This window comes from Rhodoferax ferrireducens, assembly GCF_031458075.1.
Lineage (GTDB): Bacteria > Pseudomonadota > Gammaproteobacteria > Burkholderiales > Burkholderiaceae_C > Rhodoferax_B > Rhodoferax_B ferrireducens_A.
Genome location: NZ_JAVDXT010000001.1, coordinates 1,387,382 through 1,402,579, shown reverse-complemented (window position 1 = coordinate 1,402,579; position 15,198 = coordinate 1,387,382). Strand labels below are relative to the sequence as shown.

The following is a 15,198-nucleotide window of genomic DNA, read 5'->3' as shown; positions in this document are numbered from 1 at the left end:
CATGGAAGCATTTCTCGTCTCTACCGGCATCGTCGCACTGGCTGAAATCGGCGACAAAACCCAACTCCTCGCCTTCATTCTGGCGGCCAAGTTCCAACGGCCCTGGCCCATCATCGGCGCCATTCTGGTCGCGACGCTGGCCAACCATGCATTCGCCGGCGCGCTCGGCTCCTGGATCACCTCGCTGGTCGGCCCCGAGACCCTGCGCTGGGTGCTGGGCATTTCCTTCCTGGCCATGGCCGCCTGGACCCTGGTGCCCGACAAGTTTGACGAAGAAGACGCCAAGCTCGCCCGCTTTGGCGTATTCGGCACCACGCTGGTCGCGTTCTTCCTGGCCGAGATGGGCGACAAAACCCAGTTTGCCACCGTCGCGCTAGCCGCCAAATACCACTTCTTCTTCTTGGTGGTCGCCGGCACCACGCTGGGCATGATGCTGGCCAATGTGCCCGCCGTGATTCTGGGTGACCGGATCGCGCAACGTCTGCCAACCCAGTTGGTGCACCGCATCGCCGCCGCGATTTTTGCGATTATGGGCATTGCCACCTTAATGGGCGCAGGCGCCGGGCTCGGCTTATAAATTCAAGGCCATGCAAATGGCCGTACAGACTTGAATATCCTGTACGGCCATTAGTAATCGGGCATAAAAAAAGCCACCTCGCGGTGGCTTTTAATGCGTCGAGTAATGAATTACTTCGAAGCGGCGCTGGCAGCAGCAGCAGCGGCTGCAGCAGCTGCGTCAGCAGCAGGTGCCGAAGCGTCAGCAGCAGGTGCCGAAGCAGCTTCAGCAGGTGCGGGTGCTGGTGCAGCAGCTGGTGCTTCAACCGCAGGTGCTGGTGCAGGAGCTGGTTCTTCTTTTTTGCCGCAAGCAGCCAAAGCAACAGCAGCCATCAGAGCTGCGAGTACAAGCGATTTGTTCATTACAAAATTCCTTAAGAGGTAGGGGAAAACAATTTCCGGAAATCGTCGGCATCACACGGATGCGTATGCGACCGAGAGAAAGCACTCGAGCTCTTTCAACTCAGCCCTCGATTATAAGCTTCTTCTTTGGCAATGCTTAAAAACCCTAGGGCGTAAAAGCAACAGGCAAACTCATAAACCGAGGATGGAAGCCGGGAATGCCGGGCTGCTTTTACGCAGCCATTCGTCAATGCTTTGCCGTAACAACAAACGCCGTTGGGGCTCGTCGCCGCAGATGCCATCGCTGCGTTCCAGGTCCAGCCGGCGCAAGGCCCAGGCCGGGCTCCAAAGTGCGCTAGGTAGGTCTTGTGGACTGGCCTGGCGGCACGAACGGCAGTCCACCAGATGCGACCAGGTGGTCCGCCAGACCGCAAACCGCGCATGGCGCCGCACCACCTCGTCGTAGGCGATGGCCAGCATCGTGAACTGGCGCCCCGGCCGGGCCCAGGCTTGCAGGGATTCGACCACCGCCCGCTCGCCCAAAGGCCAGTCTTCAAAGTTGGGATCACAGACGACGATTTCGCGCCAGCCCTCGTGGGCTGCACAGGCGAAAGCATCGCGCACCCGCTGCTGGAATTCCACCCGGCCCTGGAAGCGCCCAGCGGGCCTGGGCGGCGCTTCAGAAGGGGTTTGCGAATCGTCCATAGAACACCTTTTCAGTGCGCGTGCACCCAGCCGGACGCACACCATGACAACAGCAAAGACCGTGCATCGGCACTGGCGCGGGCCAGTTCCTTAGGGCCCAGTTTCCGCGCGTCGGCGAGGCGGCGCATCAGGGTGGCATCGCGGCCCGCGGCGCGGTAGCTTTCGCCATTGATGAACACGTGGTGGGCATCGTAGAACATGCGGCTACGCGGGTCCAGCGCCACCTGGTCCAGGCTGGCGGGCGGCTCTTGCGACTCGAACCAGACCTGGGCTTTGGGCTCGGTCAGCACCTCGCCCAAAGCACATTGCAGTGCCATCGGATCGTCCAGCAAAGCCGTCAAAGCAGTCTGTGCAAAGTCTTGTAAAGATGCCGGAATCGCGCCCGGATGCTCTACCGCCGGCTGCCCGGCATCGCTGTACAAGGCCTCGCCGACCACATCCTCTGCCTCCTCGGCCATGCGCTGCAGCAGCTCGCGGGCCAGCTCGCTACGGCGCGGCGCCCGAAAACCGATGGAATAGGTCATGCATTCGCCGACCGCGACACCATCGTGGGCGTAGCGTGGCGGCAGGTACAGCATGTCACCCGGCTCCAGCACAAACTCCTGCTCGGGCTCGAAATTAGCCAGAATCTTCAGCGGTGCACCCTCCACAAGGCTCAGGTCTTTTTGCCGCCCGATGCGCCAGCGGCGCTGGCCGTGGGCTTGCAGCAGGAATACATCGTAGCTGTCGAAGTGCGGCCCCACGCCGCCGCCATCGGTGGCGAAGCTGACCATCACATCGTCCAGCCGCACGTCCGGCACAAAGCGAAACTGTTGCAACAGTTCGTGCACGGTGGCCGCGTGCGTGTCCACACCCTGCACCAGCAAGGTCCAGCCCGGGGTCTTCAGCGGCGGCAGGGCACGGCGCGGCAGCGGGCCATTTTTCAGCTTCCAGCCAGCGCCAGCCTGGGTGACCAGGCGCGACTCAACCTCTTCTTGTTCAGCCAACGCGAACAGCGCGCTGCGGTCCAGCAAGGCCTGGAAGCCGGGTATGGCCTGGCGTATCAGCAAGGGCTTCTTCTGCCAATAGCGCTGCATGAATTGCTGCGGGCTCAGGTCGCCCAGCAAAGGCAAAATTTGGGTGATGTCCACGGGTATCCTTGGTTTCTTCAGCAAGGCGGGTGCCTAAACTGCGACAATTCTCGTATGGAAATCACACAACAATGCGTCGTCGCTCTGACCTGGACGCTCAAAGACACCCTTGGCGAAGACCTGGACGTACTCAGCGAACCGGTCGAATTTCTGGTCGGCGGCGATGATCTGCTGAAAAAGGTCGAAGAAGCCCTGCAAGGCCATGTGGCCGGCGATGTGCTGGAGCTGCACCTCGAGCCCGAGGAAGCCTTTGGCGACTTCAATGACCAGCTGATCTTTCTGGAGCCGCGTGCGCTGTTCCCCGATGTGCTGGAAGCCGGCATGAGCTTCGACGGCGCCGCCCTGCCCGAAGGCCTGAGCCCCGAGCTGCCACGCGAAGGCCTGTACACCGTGGCCGAAATCTACCCCGAACACGTGGTGCTGGACGGAAACCATCCGCTGGCTGGCATCGCACTGCGGCTCAAGCTGGGCGTGGCCGGCGTGCGCGAAGCCACCGAGGACGAAATCGGCAGCGGCACCGCCGGCACCGGTTTCTTCAACATCGCCCCCAGTGCGCCCAACGGCCAGCACCTGCACTGAGCACCAGGCAAAAACAAGCCTCCAGCGCAGATAACACCTGCGCCGGCAGCTATTTATTCAATAGCAACCAAGGTTTTCGTTGACTCCCCTTTTTCAACAACGCGCATTCATGCGCCTGTGGACGGCGCGCGTATTTGGCACCTTGGGTACGCAGATTCTGATGCTGGCCGTGGGCTGGCAGATGTACGACCTGACCGGCAGCGCCTGGGACTTGGGCCTGGTCGGCCTGCTGCAATTCCTGCCCGCCCTGCTGCTGACCCTGGTGGCCGGCCATGTGGCCGACCGGGTACACCGCGGCCGCATCGTGGCCGTCTGCGTGGGGCTGCAGGCCCTGGTCGCCGTACTGCTGCTATTGGCCACCTACGAGCACTGGGTCAGCCGCGGCTGGCTGCTGGGCATCTCCCTGGTGCTGGGCACGGCCCGGGCCTTCCAGATGCCGGCCCAGCAGGCGCTGACACCGCTGCTGGTGCCGCCCGCGCTGCTGCCGCAGGCCATGTCGCTGAGCGCGGCCGGCATGCAGGCGGCGACCATCGGCGGCCCGGCCTTGGGCGGGGCGATCTTCCTGGCCGGTGCCAGCGCGGTGTATGCCAGCGGCGTATTGCTGTTCGCGGTCAGCGTGGTGCTGCTCAGCGGCCTGCGCTACGAGCATGTGCCGCCGCCGCGCGAACCCATGACGATGCGCAGCGTGCTGGCCGGCGTGCACTTCATCTGGGAACACAAGCCGATTCTGGGCGCGGTGTCGCTCGACCTGTTTGCCGTGCTGCTGGGTGGTGCTACCGCCCTGCTGCCGATGTTCGCCAAGGACATCCTGCACACCGGCCCCTGGGGCCTGGGCCTGCTGCGCGCCGCGCCGGCCGTGGGTGCGCTGGTGATCTCCATTGCGCTGACGCGCTGGCCGCTGCAGCGCAAGGTCGGCCGCACCCTGCTGCTGTCGGTGGGGCTGTATGGGCTGTGCATGGTGGTGTTCGGCGCATCGACCAGCCTGCTGCTGTCGCTGGCAGTGCTGGCGATTTCGGGCGGTGCCGACATGGTCAGCGTGGTGGTGCGGCAAAGCCTGGTGCAGCTGGAAACCCCGAACGCAATGCGTGGCCGGGTCAGCGCCGTGAATTCGGTGTTCATCGGCGCCTCCAACCAGCTGGGCGAATTTGAATCGGGCGCCACCGCCGCCCTGCTCGGGCCGGTCGGCTCGGTGGTGCTGGGCGGCATCGGCACGCTGGTGGTGGCGGCCTTGTGGCTGAAGATCTTCCCCGGCCTGGCGCAACGCGATACGCTGCAGTGATGGACCAAGTCGATGCTGTTGTCATAGGAGCCGGTGTGGTCGGCCTGGCGGTGGCGCGGGCGCTGGCTTTGCAGGGGCGCGAGGTACTGGTGCTGGAAGCGGCCGACGCTATCGGCACCGGCACCAGCTCGCGCAACAGCGAAGTCATCCACGCCGGCATCTACTACGCGCCGGGCTCGCTCAAGGCCAGCCTGTGCGTGCAAGGCAAACAGCTGCTGTACGCCTACTGCGCCGAGCGCGGCATCGCCCACCAGCGCTGTGGCAAGCTGATCGTCGCCACCGACGCCGAGCAGCTGGCGCAGCTGGAAAAAATCCGCCTACAGGCTGCCGCCAATGGCGTAGACGACCTGCAGCTGCTGGACCGTGCCGCCGCCCGCGCGCTGGAGCCGCAGCTGGAATGCACGGGCGCGCTGCTGTCGCCCAGCACCGGCATCGTCGACAGCCACGCGCTGATGCTGGCGCTGCTCGGCGACCTGGAGAACGCGGGTGGTCTTTTGGCACTCAATAGCCCGCTGGCGCAGATGCAGATTGCGCAAGACGCTATTATTTTGGAAGCAGAAGACGGTACGCGGCTGCAAGCCCGCACGGTGGTCAACGCCGCCGGTCTGCAGGCCCAGGCACTGGCCCGGCGCTGCGCCGGGCTGGACCCGCGCCATGTGCCGCCCAGCTATTACGCCAAGGGCAATTACTTCACCCTGGCGGGACGCGCACCGTTCCAGCACCTGATCTACCCGGCACCGCAGGCCGCGGGGCTCGGCGTGCACCTGACGCTGGACCTGGGCGGCCAGGCCAAATTTGGCCCCGACGTGCAATGGGTGGATTCACCGGATGACCTGGTGGTCGACCCGGCGCGCGGCAAGGCGTTTTATGCCGAGGTGCGTAAATACTGGCCCGGCCTGCCGGACGGCGCCCTGCTGCCCGGCTATGCGGGCATTCGCCCGAAGATCCAGGCCCCGCACGAAGCGGCCAAAGACTTCCTGGTCCAGGGCCCTGCAGTACACGGCGTGCCGGGTCTGGTCAATTTATTCGGCATCGAATCGCCGGGGCTGACCAGCTGTTTGGCCATCGCCGAACACGTAGCGCGGCTGGTGTAAAAACAGCCCATGCCGCATATCCCGCTGACTGCCATCGCCGCGCAATTACCGCAGGCCTGGACCTCGCAAATCCAGGCCTATGTCGGCACCACCCGCATCAAGGTATTGCGCATGGACGGCTGCGACTACCCCGACGAAACCCACGACTACGCCGAAGGCCTGCTGGTGCTGGAGGGCGAGATGCAGCTGACCGTGCAAGGCGCGCTGGTGACCGTGGCCGCAGGCGAGCTGTACCTGGTGCCGGCCGGCACACCGCATGCGGTGGCACCGGGCAGCTACGGTACCTTGGTGATTCTGGACGTTTAAAGAAAAAAAGCCTTGCAGCGCAGGTACTACCTGCGCAAGCAGCTACTTATTCGATAGCACCAGATCGGTCATCACATCCATGGGAATCAAGGCACCGCGGTGCTGGATCACGCGTCCAGCCAGCCGGTTACCCTGGGTGGCTGCAGCCACTACATCGCCGCCTTGCAGGCGCACAGCCAAATAGCCGGCGGCGAATGAATCGCCAGCAGCGGTGGTATCCACCACTTTGGCAACCAGCTCGGTAGCCACTTCCTGCTGCCCGCTGGCGGTGCGTACCAGGGTCGGGTTGCGACCGCGCTTGATGACGACTTCGGGGCAAGGCAAGGCCTTGGCGGCAGCGACTGCATCGTCGAGCTGCGGCAGGCCACGCAGGGCTTGTTCGTCGTCGGCCGTGACCAGCGCGATGCTGGCCAGGCTGTAGGCACGGTCGAAACTGGCCAGGGCCTCTTCGCGGCTGGCCCACAGGCGCGGACGGTAGTTGTTGTCAAAAATCACCGGGGTGCCGCGGGCCTGCAAACGGGCCATCAGGGCAAACAGGCGTTCGCGGCCCGCCGCCGGCAGGATCGCCAGGCTGATGCCACTCAGATACAGGGCACCGAGGCTGTCGGCCGCGGCTTCCAGCGGCGTCTGCTCGGCATCGAAATAGGACTTGGCGGCGCTGTTGTCGCGCCAGTAGCTGAAGCTGCGTTCGCCTTGCGCATCGACCTCGATCAGGTACAGGCCGGGCATGCGGCCCGGCAGGCGTTGCACCAGCGATACACCGAGCTTCTCCGCCTGCCAGCGCGCCAACATGCCGGCGCTGAGCTTGTCGTCGCCCAGCGCGGTGGCGTAGCCGACCTGCAGGCCGGTCGCGCAGCGCGCCAGGTAGACGGCGGTATTGAGGGTGTCGCCCCCAAAGCTTTGCTGCATGCTGCCAAAAGCCTCCCCCTGGAGTTCCAACATGCACTCACCAAACAGGACGACACGCTGCATACCGATCAGGCCCCCGTGTAAGCCGTCTTCACCGTCGTGAAGAACTCCTGCGCATAGCGCCCCTGCTCACGCGAACCGTAGCTGGAACCCTTGCGCCCACCGAACGGCACGTGGTAGTCCACGCCCGCGGTCGGCAGGTTCACCATCACCATGCCGGCCTGGCTATGCCGCTTGAAGTGGGTCGCGTACTTGAGGCTGGTGGTGGCAATGCCCGCCGACAGGCCGAACGGCGTGTTGTTGGACTCGGCCAGTGCGGCTTCGTAGTCTTTGACGCGGATCACGCTGGCTACCGGGCCAAACACTTCTTCGCGGTTGATGCGCATGGCCGCCGTGGTGTCCAGCAGCAAGGCGGGTGCCATGTAGAAGCCTTCGGTGGTGCGCTCCAGGCGGGTACCGCCGGCGACCAGCTGGGCGCCTTCGGCCTGGCCGATGGCCACGTAGTCCAGATCCTGCTGCAGCTGCGACAGGGAGGACACCGGGCCGATGTCGATACCGGCCGCCAGGGCGTCGCCGATCTTCAGCGTGGCCATGCGGGCTTGCACGGCGTCGACGAACTTGCCGTAGATGCCGTCGGTGACGATCAAACGGCTGGAGGCGGTGCAGCGCTGGCCGGTGGAGAAGAAGGCGCTTTGCACGCTGAGCTCGACGGCCTGGGCCAGGTCGGCGTCGTCCAGGATGATTTGCGGGTTCTTGCCGCCCATCTCCAGCTGGACCTTCTTCAGGTTCACCGCGCACTGCTGGGCGATACGGCCACCCACGCCTTGCGAGCCGGTGAAGCTGATGCCGCTGATGCCCGGGTGGTTGACCAGCGGGTCACCGATGACGGAGCCGCGGCCCATCACCAGGTTGAACACGCCGGCGGGGATGCCGCTGCGGCTGATGATCTCGGCCAGGGCCCAGGCGCAGCCGGGGACCAGGTCGGCGGGTTTGAGCACCACGCAGTTGCCATAGGCCAGGGCCGGGGCGATCTTCCAGGCCGGAATCGCGATGGGAAAGTTCCAGGGAGTGATCAGGCCGACCACACCCAGGGGTTCGCGGGTGATTTCCACGCCGACACCGGAGCGCACCGAAGGCACGATCTCGCCGGTCAGGCGCAGGCATTCGCCAGCGAAGAACTTGAAGATATTGCCAGCACGTGTGGCTTCGCCAATGCCTTCGGCCTTGGTCTTGCCTTCTTCGCGGGCCAGCAGCGTGCCCAGCTCTTCGCGGCGGGCCAGGATTTCGGTGCCGATCTTGTCCAGCGCGTCGGCGCGGGCCTGCACATTGCCGGTAGACCAGGCGGGGAAGGCGGCTTGCGCTGCCTGCACGGCCGCGTCCAGCTGAGCCGCGTCGCCCTGGGTGTACTCGCCGATGACGTCGGACAGGTTCGACGGGTTGATGTTGGGGGCGTAGCTATGGCCGGCCACCCAGGCGCCGTTGATGTAGTTGTCGTGTTTTTGGGTCATGCTTGTCGGTCCATTATTGGGGGCCAAGAGACTTGATCAGCACAGCCAATTCTTCCATCTCGGCAGGCTTCAAATCGGTCAGCGGCGCCCGCACCGGGCCACCGTCATGGCCGACGATGGTAGCACCGGCTTTGATGATGCTCACGCCATAGCCTTCGACCCGGTTGCGGATGTTCAGGTAGGGCATGAAAAAGTTTTTCAGCAAGCGGTGCTGGGTAGCCAGGTCGTCCGCAGCCACGGCATGGTAGAAATCCATGGCGGTCTTGGGGATGAAGTTGAACACCGCCGACGAGTACACCGGCGTGCCCAGCGCCTTGTAGGCGGCTGCATAGACTTCGGCCGTGGGCAGGCCGCCCAGGTAGGCGAAGCGGTCGCCCATCTTCATGAAGATGGAGGACATGGTTTCGATATTGCCCACGCCGTCCTTGAAGCCGATCAGATTCGGGCAGCGGTCGGCCAGAATGGCCAGTGAGTTGGGGGTCAGCTTGGTGCGGTCGCGGTTGTAGACGATGACGCCAAACTTGACGCTATTGCAGACCTGCGCCACGTGTTCGATCAGGCCTTCCTGGCCGGCTTCGGTCAGGTAGTGCGGCAGCAGCAGGATGCCGTGGGCGCCCAGGCGCTCGGCTTCCTGGGCATGGGCGATGGCCATGCGGGTCGGGCCACCGGCGCCGGCGATGATAGGCACCTTGCCGCGGCAGGTATCAACGGCGGTCTTGATGACCTGGCTGTATTCGGCGCCGACCAGAGAGAAGTATTCACCCGTGCCGCCAGCGGCAAACAGGGCCGAGGCGCCGTAGGGGGCCAGCCATTCCAGGCGTTCGATGTAGGTCTTGGGACGGAAGTCGCCATTCGCATCGAAGTCGGTGATGGGGAAAGACAGCAGGCCGGAGCCCATGATGGTTTTGAGGTCTTGAGGTGTCATATGTGTGCTCTCTGGTGAAATTGAAAGAATGGAAGGAAGCTCAATCCAGCTTGATCTGGGCCTGGGCCACGACCTGGGCCCAACGGATGCGTTCGCGGTTGAAAAACTGGTCTTGCTCGGCCGACGGCATGGTCACCACTTCGGCGCCCTGCCCGGTCAGGCGCGAACGGATGTCGGCGCTGCGGATGATCTTGATGAGTTCGGCGTTCAGGCGGGCGATGATGGCCGGCGGTGTGCCATTGGCCACCAGCGTGCCCTGCCAGGTACCGGACTCGAAATCGGCCAGGCCTTGCTCGGCCAGGGTCGGCACATTGCCCACCAGCGGCATGCGGGTCTTCTTGGAGATACCCAGCACCTTGAGCTTGCCGCTCTGCACATGCGGCAAGGTGGCCAGCATGCCGTTCATCAGCACCTGGGTCTGGCCACCGATGGTGTCGGAGATGGCTTGCACGCCGCCCTTGTAGGGCACGTAGATCCACTTGGCGCCGCTGGCGCGCTCCACCGCCACACCGGCGATGTGGGGTGCGCTGCCCATGGCGGTGACCGCGAAATTCAGATCGGTGGTCTTGGACAGCGCGACCAACTCTTTCAGGTTGTTGGCCGTCACCGAGGGATGCACCACCAGCATGTGCGGCGAATAGGCCAGCATGGTCACGCCGCGTAAATCCTTGCTCGGATCGAATGCCAGCTTGGTGTAGACCGAGGGGCTAATGGCCAGCGCACCTACGTCGCACAGCAGTACCGTATGGCCGTCCGGCGCCGACTTGGCGACGAAATCGGCACCCAGGTTGCCATTGGCACCAGGCTTGTTTTCCACGATCACCGACTGCTTGAGCGCCTCGGCCAGCGGCTGGCTGATGGCGCGGGCAATGATGTCCGACGAACCGCCGGGTGGGTACGGCACGATCAGCTTGATGGGCTTGCTGGGCCAGGCCTGGGCTTGGCTCAGGGATGGCATACCTACCGTAGCCAATGCGCCAGAGGCCAGCAATACACTTCGACGATTCAATTTCACAATTTTCTCCTGGTTCCGTATTTACTTGAACAGACTCGGCAGCCACAACGAGAACGCCGGTACGTACGTCACGAGCAGCAGGCATGCGGTCAGCGCGCCATAGAAGGGAAGGATCGATTTCATGACCTCCCCGACCGATATCTCCCCGATGGCGCAGCCCACGAACTGTGTGACCCCCACCGGTGGCGTATTCAGGCCCAGCGCGCAGTTGATCAGCATCACGATGCCGAACTGCACAGGGTCCATGCCAAACTGGGCGGCGATGGGCAGGAAGATCGGCGTACAGATCAGGATGGTGGCGGCCATGTCCAGGAAGGTGCCCAGCACGAACAACAGCACGTTGATCATCAGGAAGATCACCCACGGCGTGGCCGAGAAGGACGTCATCAGCGCACCAGTCTTCTGTGGCACTTCGTACAGCGCCATGAAGTAGCCAAAGGCCGAAGAGATGCCGATCAGCAGCAACACCACGCCGGTGGTCTTGCAGGCTTTGGCGCAGGCCTTCAGGAAATGCTGCCACGACAGCGAGCGGTAGACCAGCACCGTGACCAGCAGCGCCCACAGCACAGCCGTAGCGGCCGACTCGGTGGCGGTGAAGACACCGGACAAGATGCCCGCCAGGATGATCACCACGATCAGCAGACCGGGCAGCGAACCCAGGAAGGCTTTCAGCACTTCCTTCCAGCCAGGGAAATTGCCACGGGTGGGATAACCGCGCTTGACGGCCACGTAGTAGGCGGCAGCCAGATTGCACAGCGTCAGGATCAGCGCCGGGATCACACCGGCCAAAATCAGACTGAACACGCTCACCGAGGCAATGCCCGTGGTTGCCAGCGCGAAGATGATCAGGTTGTGCGAGGTGGGCATCAGCGCGCCCACCAGCGCCGCATGCGTGGTCACGTTGACGGCGTAGTCGGCGTCGTAGCCTTCTTTCTTCATCAACGGGATCATCACCGAGCCCATGGCCGACACGTCGGCCAGCGGTGAACCGGCAACACCACCGAACAAGGTACAGCCGATCACATTGCTCATGCCCAAGCCGCCGCGCACATGGCCGACCAGGCTATTGGCAAAACGCACAATACGGTCGGCAATGCCGCCGTACAGCATCAGCTCACCGGCGAACACGAAGAACGGAATGGCCAGGAAGGAAAACACCTGCATGCCGCCCACCATCTTCTGGAAAACGATGGCGATGGGCATGCCCGAATACAGCACGGTGCAGACCGAGGCGAGCCCGATCGAAAAGGCCACCGGCACGCCCAGTACCAGCAGCAGCGCAAAGCTCAATGAGAGAACAGTCAGTTCCATTTTTTTCTTTCAGTCAGTACCAGGACGGAACAACTTCTTCGTTTCGGAGCAGCGCCACAATGTGCTCGATGGAGAACATCACGATCAGCACGCCGGCAATCACCAGCGACAGATAGTCGATACCCACGGGCAGGTGCAGCATCGGGTCGAGCTCGTCCCACTTGAGGCGGGTCCAGAGCATGCCGCTCTGCACCATGATTCCGCCAAACAACGCCACCAGCATGTGGATCAGGATCTCCAGCTTCAGGCGCAATGCTTCAGGCAGCAGCGACACCAGCGACTCCAGGCCAATGTGGCCGGCATCGCGCACGCCCACCGCCACGCCGAGCGCGGTCACATACAACACCAGTTGCAAGGCCAGGGCTTCAGCCCAAGTCGGCGTGTCATTGAAAACATAGCGACCGACCACCTGGATCTGCACGCTCAGAATGATGCCTATCAGGCAGAAGATCGCGAGGACCAGGCAGATCTTGCTCAACAGTCCGCACAGGCGCGAATAAGCGTGGCGTGCAGGCGGACGCGCTTGTTCGGGGTCGATGCCCAGGGCAACAGCGCTCACGGCCGCTGTGGTGGCCGCGGCCGCAGCCGATGTATGGGGTGCACTCATGGGATTCCTAGGTGGACGCGCGAAGCCCGGACCGGCCACTGCCAGACCGGGCTTCAAACGGTCGCTGGCTTTACTTGTTGTCCTGAACGGCCTTCACCAGACGCTGCAGATCAGGCGTGGTGATGAACTTGGCGTACACCGGTGCCATGGCGGCCTTGAACGAGGCTTTGTCCACGTCTGCCACGATCTGCGCGCCGGCCTTGGTCACGATGGCCAGGGCCTTGGCTTCCTGCTCGTCCCACTTCTGGCGCTGGAACGTCACCGATTCCTTGGCCGCAGCACGGAACATGGCCTGGTCGGCCGGCGTCATCTTGTCGAAGATCGCCTTGGACATCACCAGCATTTCAGGCGCCATCGAGTGTTCGGTACGCGAATACACCTTGACTGCTTCGTAGTGCTGGAAGCCTTCGTATGACGGGATGTTGTTTTCGGCGGCATCGATCAGGCCTGTCTTCAGTGCGGTCAAAACTTCACCGGTAGGCATGGGGGTGGCATTGGCACCCATGGCGCCCACAAGCGAAACCCACAGCTCAGACTGCTGCACGCGGATCTTCAGACCCTTGGCATCGGCGATGTTGCGCACGGGCTTCTTGGCGTAGATGGAGCGTGCACCGCTGTCGTAGAACGCGAGACCGATCAGACCCTGGCTTTCGCAGCCCTTCAGAATCTCCTCACCAATGGGGCCGTCCAGCGACTTACGCATGTGGGCGATGGAGTCGAACAGGAAAGGCATGGTCGGCACCAGGCTCTTCGGGCAGATGGAGTTCAGCGAGCTGATGTTGACGCGGTTCATCTCCAGCGCGCCGATCTTCACCTGGTCTAGCGTTTCTTTCTCGGAACCGAGCGCGCTCTTGTTGAACACCTTGATCGTGTACTTGCCACCGCTTTGCTTGGACAACACTTCACTCATGTGTTTGACGGCGGCCACGGTGGGGTATTCGTCGCTGTTGTGCACGTCGGCGGAGCGGAACTCAACGGCGTGGGCGGAAAGGCACAGGCTGGCCAGCACGCTGGCGGTCAGCGCAGCAGCGCGGAAGGAAGGACGGCGGATAGATTTCATGGACTTGTCTCCTGATTAGAATTAAAAATGCTCGGTTAGAGCGACATGGGAAAACGCGAAAACACAGGTTCAGGCAGGCCGCGCACGCCAGGCTGCAAGGCAAACACCGCACCGTTCAGGCCCGGCGCAGCAGGGTCTACGGTGCCGGGCTGGATAGAAGCCACATACAGGACATCCAGATTGGCCCCGCCAAACGCGCACATCGAGGGCTTGGCTACAGGCACTTCCAGCGAAGCCAGCAACTGGCCTTGCGGATCAAAGCGGTGCACCAGGCCGGCGTCGTTGGCGCAGATCCAGTAGCAGCCCTCGGCATCCACCGCCGCGCCATCCGGACGACCCGGCAGAGGCAGCATGTCGACGAACAGACGGCGGCGCGCCAGCTCGCCGCTGACGGCATCAAAATCAAAGGCCCAGATCTTTTGCACGCTGGGGTGCGAATCGGACACATAGGCGGTAGCGCCATCCGGGCTGAACGCCAGCCCGTTGGGGGTGATCAGGCCGTCCAGCCGGGCCGGACTGAGGCCGATTTCATCCAGACAGTACAGGCCGCCCAAGGGCGAGGCCAGGCCCATGTCCATCACCATGGTGCTGATCCAGAAGCGGCCTTGCGCATCGCAGCGGCCGTCGTTGAAACGCATGCCGGGTGCAGGATGGGTGACGGCCACCAGGCAGTCCAGCTGCACTGCGGGCGCCTCGCCCAGCTGCACCACGTAGACGCCGGTTTCCATGGCGGCCACGATGCGGCCCACCGCAGGGGTCAGGGCAATGCAGCCCACGCGCTCGGGCAGGGTCCAGCTCTGTACCGCATCGCTTGCGGGGCTCCAGCGGCGGATCTGCCGACCTTCGATATCCACCCAGTACAGGGCGTTTTCGGCCACCGACCACACCGGGCATTCGCCCACGCGGTCGCGGCTGCTCGCAATCGCCTTGGCGGTGGTCATTGCTCGTACGGTCCCATGCGCACAAAGGCGCCGCCCTGGTGCAGGGCTGCAGGGTCGCTGAAATCGGGCGCCGGGGTGCGCGCAAAGACCGCTTCGCGGAACACGTCAGAGCTGTCTTGCGGTACATAGCCGACGTGGCGGGCGCGGGAGTTGTCCCACCAGGTCACGGAGTTGTTCGACATGCCGAAGATGATGCTGAAACCCAGCGCCGGCGTGGTCAGGCAGGCGGTAATCAGGCGGTGCAGGTCGCCGTAGCTCAGAAAGGTGGCCAGCATGCGGCGGTCCCGTGGCTCGGGGAACGAGGAGCCGATGCGCACGCACGCGGTTTCGATGCCGTAGCGGTCAAAGTAGTAGCGCGCCAAGTCTTCGCCAAACGCCTTGCTCAGGCCGTAGTTGCCATCAGGCCGGGCCGGGGCATCGGCAGTGATGGTTTCGTCCTGGCGGTAAAAGCCGGTCACATGGTTGGAGCTGGCAAACACCACCCGCTTCACGCCAAATTTACGGGCGGCCTCGTACAGGTTGTAGGTGCCCAGGATATTCGCCTGCATGATGGGCAGGAACGGGCCGTCGAGCGATTTGCCTCCCATATGCACAATCGCGTCCACGCCCTGCACCATGGCATCCACCGCTGCCGCATCGGCCAGGTCAGCCAGCATGATTTCCTCGCCTTCGGCGGCTGCGCCGAAGTCCACCACGTCGGACAGGCGCAAGGTGGTGCAGTTCTGCTTGAGGCTCTCGCGCAACACCTTACCCAGGCCACCTGCGGCACCGGTTAACAATATCTTTTCATGCTGCTTGATGGCCATGTTTTTTCCGATACACCTGAAAGTTAAAGTTGGCACTGACTAAGGGCTCTACCGCTGGACATTTCCAGGGGCTTTGCTAAAGTGGTACCGGAGGTCCCACACATCAGTCATGTGTTGTCTGATGAC

Annotated in this window: 17 protein-coding genes; 6 read left to right on the top strand and 11 right to left on the bottom strand. The window is 63.4% G+C overall.

Going from position 1 to position 15,198, the window contains the following annotated elements; all coding sequences use genetic code 11:
- The first annotated feature begins 1 nt into the window (after position 1).
- Positions 2–577, top strand: coding sequence for a TMEM165/GDT1 family protein (locus J2X19_RS06590; protein WP_310371727.1), 576 nt, complete (start codon positions 2–4; stop codon positions 575–577).
- Between the two features lie 169 nt (positions 578–746).
- On the top strand, positions 747–1,058 hold the full coding sequence (locus J2X19_RS06585; protein ID WP_207776414.1) for a hypothetical protein: 312 nt from the start codon (positions 747–749) through the stop codon (positions 1,056–1,058).
- A gap of 31 nt (positions 1,059–1,089) precedes the next feature.
- Here the strand turns inward: J2X19_RS06585 and J2X19_RS06580 are convergent, their stop codons facing one another.
- Complete coding sequence (locus tag J2X19_RS06580) at positions 1,090–1,602, bottom strand: hypothetical protein (protein ID WP_310371725.1); 513 nt, start codon at positions 1,600–1,602, stop codon at positions 1,090–1,092.
- An 11-nt stretch (positions 1,603–1,613) separates the two neighbouring features.
- A complete protein-coding gene (locus tag J2X19_RS06575) occupies positions 1,614–2,732 on the bottom strand; it encodes a JmjC domain-containing protein (RefSeq protein ID WP_310371723.1) in 1,119 nt (372 codons plus the stop codon).
- A 54-nt stretch (positions 2,733–2,786) separates the two neighbouring features.
- Here J2X19_RS06575 and J2X19_RS06570 point away from each other — a divergent pair, with 54 nt between their 5' ends.
- The 4 genes from J2X19_RS06570 (at position 2,787) to J2X19_RS06555 (ending at position 5,990) form a co-directional block, all read left to right on the top strand.
- Positions 2,787–3,311 (top strand): FKBP-type peptidyl-prolyl cis-trans isomerase, encoded by a 525-nt coding sequence (locus tag J2X19_RS06570; RefSeq protein ID WP_116608710.1) that lies wholly within the window; start codon positions 2,787–2,789, stop codon positions 3,309–3,311.
- Between the two features lie 79 nt (positions 3,312–3,390).
- A complete protein-coding gene (locus tag J2X19_RS06565; RefSeq protein ID WP_405048597.1) occupies positions 3,391–4,590 on the top strand; it encodes an MFS transporter in 1,200 nt (399 codons plus the stop codon).
- The gene (locus J2X19_RS06560) at positions 4,590–5,684 is read left to right on the top strand and encodes an NAD(P)/FAD-dependent oxidoreductase (protein ID WP_405048596.1); all 1,095 of its coding nucleotides are present in this window, start codon (positions 4,590–4,592) and stop codon (positions 5,682–5,684) included. Before J2X19_RS06565 ends, J2X19_RS06560 begins: the two co-directional genes overlap by 1 nt.
- Before the next feature lie 9 nt (positions 5,685–5,693).
- Entirely contained in the window at positions 5,694–5,990 is a 297-nt protein-coding gene (locus J2X19_RS06555) for a cupin domain-containing protein (protein WP_310371713.1), read from the top strand.
- Between the two features lie 42 nt (positions 5,991–6,032).
- On the opposite strand, the gene J2X19_RS06550 is transcribed toward J2X19_RS06555, so the two are convergent.
- The 9 genes from J2X19_RS06550 to J2X19_RS06510 form a co-directional block, all read right to left on the bottom strand.
- A complete protein-coding gene (locus tag J2X19_RS06550) occupies positions 6,033–6,962 on the bottom strand; it encodes a sugar kinase (RefSeq protein WP_310371711.1) in 930 nt (309 codons plus the stop codon).
- 5 nt (positions 6,963–6,967) lie between these two features.
- On the bottom strand, positions 6,968–8,407 hold the full coding sequence (locus J2X19_RS06545) for an aldehyde dehydrogenase family protein (protein ID WP_310371709.1): 1,440 nt from the start codon (positions 8,405–8,407) through the stop codon (positions 6,968–6,970).
- A 13-nt stretch (positions 8,408–8,420) separates the two neighbouring features.
- Positions 8,421–9,332 (bottom strand): 5-dehydro-4-deoxyglucarate dehydratase, encoded by a 912-nt coding sequence (gene kdgD / locus J2X19_RS06540; RefSeq protein ID WP_116608893.1) that lies wholly within the window; start codon positions 9,330–9,332, stop codon positions 8,421–8,423.
- Positions 9,333–9,372: 40 nt separating this feature from the next.
- On the bottom strand, positions 9,373–10,347 hold the full coding sequence (locus J2X19_RS06535) for a Bug family tripartite tricarboxylate transporter substrate binding protein (RefSeq protein ID WP_405048595.1): 975 nt from the start codon (positions 10,345–10,347) through the stop codon (positions 9,373–9,375).
- A 21-nt stretch (positions 10,348–10,368) separates the two neighbouring features.
- Positions 10,369–11,658 carry a TRAP transporter large permease gene (locus J2X19_RS06530; protein ID WP_116608895.1) on the bottom strand — a complete coding sequence of 430 codons (1,290 nt, stop codon included), beginning with the start codon at positions 11,656–11,658 and terminating at the stop codon, positions 10,369–10,371.
- A 13-nt stretch (positions 11,659–11,671) separates the two neighbouring features.
- Complete coding sequence (locus J2X19_RS06525; RefSeq protein ID WP_116608896.1) at positions 11,672–12,265, bottom strand: TRAP transporter small permease; 594 nt, start codon at positions 12,263–12,265, stop codon at positions 11,672–11,674.
- A gap of 70 nt (positions 12,266–12,335) precedes the next feature.
- Positions 12,336–13,325, bottom strand: a complete 990-nt coding sequence (locus J2X19_RS06520) for a TRAP transporter substrate-binding protein (RefSeq protein ID WP_310371702.1) — start codon at positions 13,323–13,325, stop codon at positions 12,336–12,338.
- 35 nt (positions 13,326–13,360) lie between these two features.
- A complete protein-coding gene (locus J2X19_RS06515; RefSeq protein ID WP_310371700.1) occupies positions 13,361–14,266 on the bottom strand; it encodes an SMP-30/gluconolactonase/LRE family protein in 906 nt (301 codons plus the stop codon).
- The gene (locus tag J2X19_RS06510; RefSeq protein WP_310371698.1) at positions 14,263–15,072 is read right to left on the bottom strand and encodes an NAD-dependent epimerase/dehydratase family protein; all 810 of its coding nucleotides are present in this window, start codon (positions 15,070–15,072) and stop codon (positions 14,263–14,265) included. Before J2X19_RS06510 ends, J2X19_RS06515 begins: the two co-directional genes overlap by 4 nt.
- Positions 15,073–15,198: the final 126 nt, after the last annotated feature.

What these genes read in the sequence shown, in the direction of transcription:
- J2X19_RS06550 (WP_310371711.1), bottom strand. Translation starts at nt 6,962, where the DNA reads ATGCAGCGTGTCGTCCTGTTTGGTGAGTGCATGTTGGAACTCCAGGGG.
- J2X19_RS06555 (WP_310371713.1), top strand. Translation starts at nt 5,694, where the DNA reads ATGCCGCATATCCCGCTGACTGCCATCGCCGCGCAATTACCGCAGGCC.
- J2X19_RS06530 (WP_116608895.1), bottom strand. Translation starts at nt 11,658, where the DNA reads ATGGAACTGACTGTTCTCTCATTGAGCTTTGCGCTGCTGCTGGTACTG.
- J2X19_RS06525 (WP_116608896.1), bottom strand. Translation starts at nt 12,265, where the DNA reads ATGAGTGCACCCCATACATCGGCTGCGGCCGCGGCCACCACAGCGGCC.
- J2X19_RS06580 (WP_310371725.1), bottom strand. Translation starts at nt 1,602, where the DNA reads ATGGACGATTCGCAAACCCCTTCTGAAGCGCCGCCCAGGCCCGCTGGG.
- J2X19_RS06510 (WP_310371698.1), bottom strand. Translation starts at nt 15,072, where the DNA reads ATGGCCATCAAGCAGCATGAAAAGATATTGTTAACCGGTGCCGCAGGT.
- J2X19_RS06545 (WP_310371709.1), bottom strand. Translation starts at nt 8,407, where the DNA reads ATGACCCAAAAACACGACAACTACATCAACGGCGCCTGGGTGGCCGGC.
- J2X19_RS06515 (WP_310371700.1), bottom strand. Translation starts at nt 14,266, where the DNA reads ATGACCACCGCCAAGGCGATTGCGAGCAGCCGCGACCGCGTGGGCGAA.
- J2X19_RS06570 (WP_116608710.1), top strand. Translation starts at nt 2,787, where the DNA reads ATGGAAATCACACAACAATGCGTCGTCGCTCTGACCTGGACGCTCAAA.
- kdgD (WP_116608893.1), bottom strand. Translation starts at nt 9,332, where the DNA reads ATGACACCTCAAGACCTCAAAACCATCATGGGCTCCGGCCTGCTGTCT.
- J2X19_RS06560 (WP_405048596.1), top strand. Translation starts at nt 4,590, where the DNA reads ATGGACCAAGTCGATGCTGTTGTCATAGGAGCCGGTGTGGTCGGCCTG.
- J2X19_RS06590 (WP_310371727.1), top strand. Translation starts at nt 2, where the DNA reads ATGGAAGCATTTCTCGTCTCTACCGGCATCGTCGCACTGGCTGAAATC.
- J2X19_RS06520 (WP_310371702.1), bottom strand. Translation starts at nt 13,325, where the DNA reads ATGAAATCTATCCGCCGTCCTTCCTTCCGCGCTGCTGCGCTGACCGCC.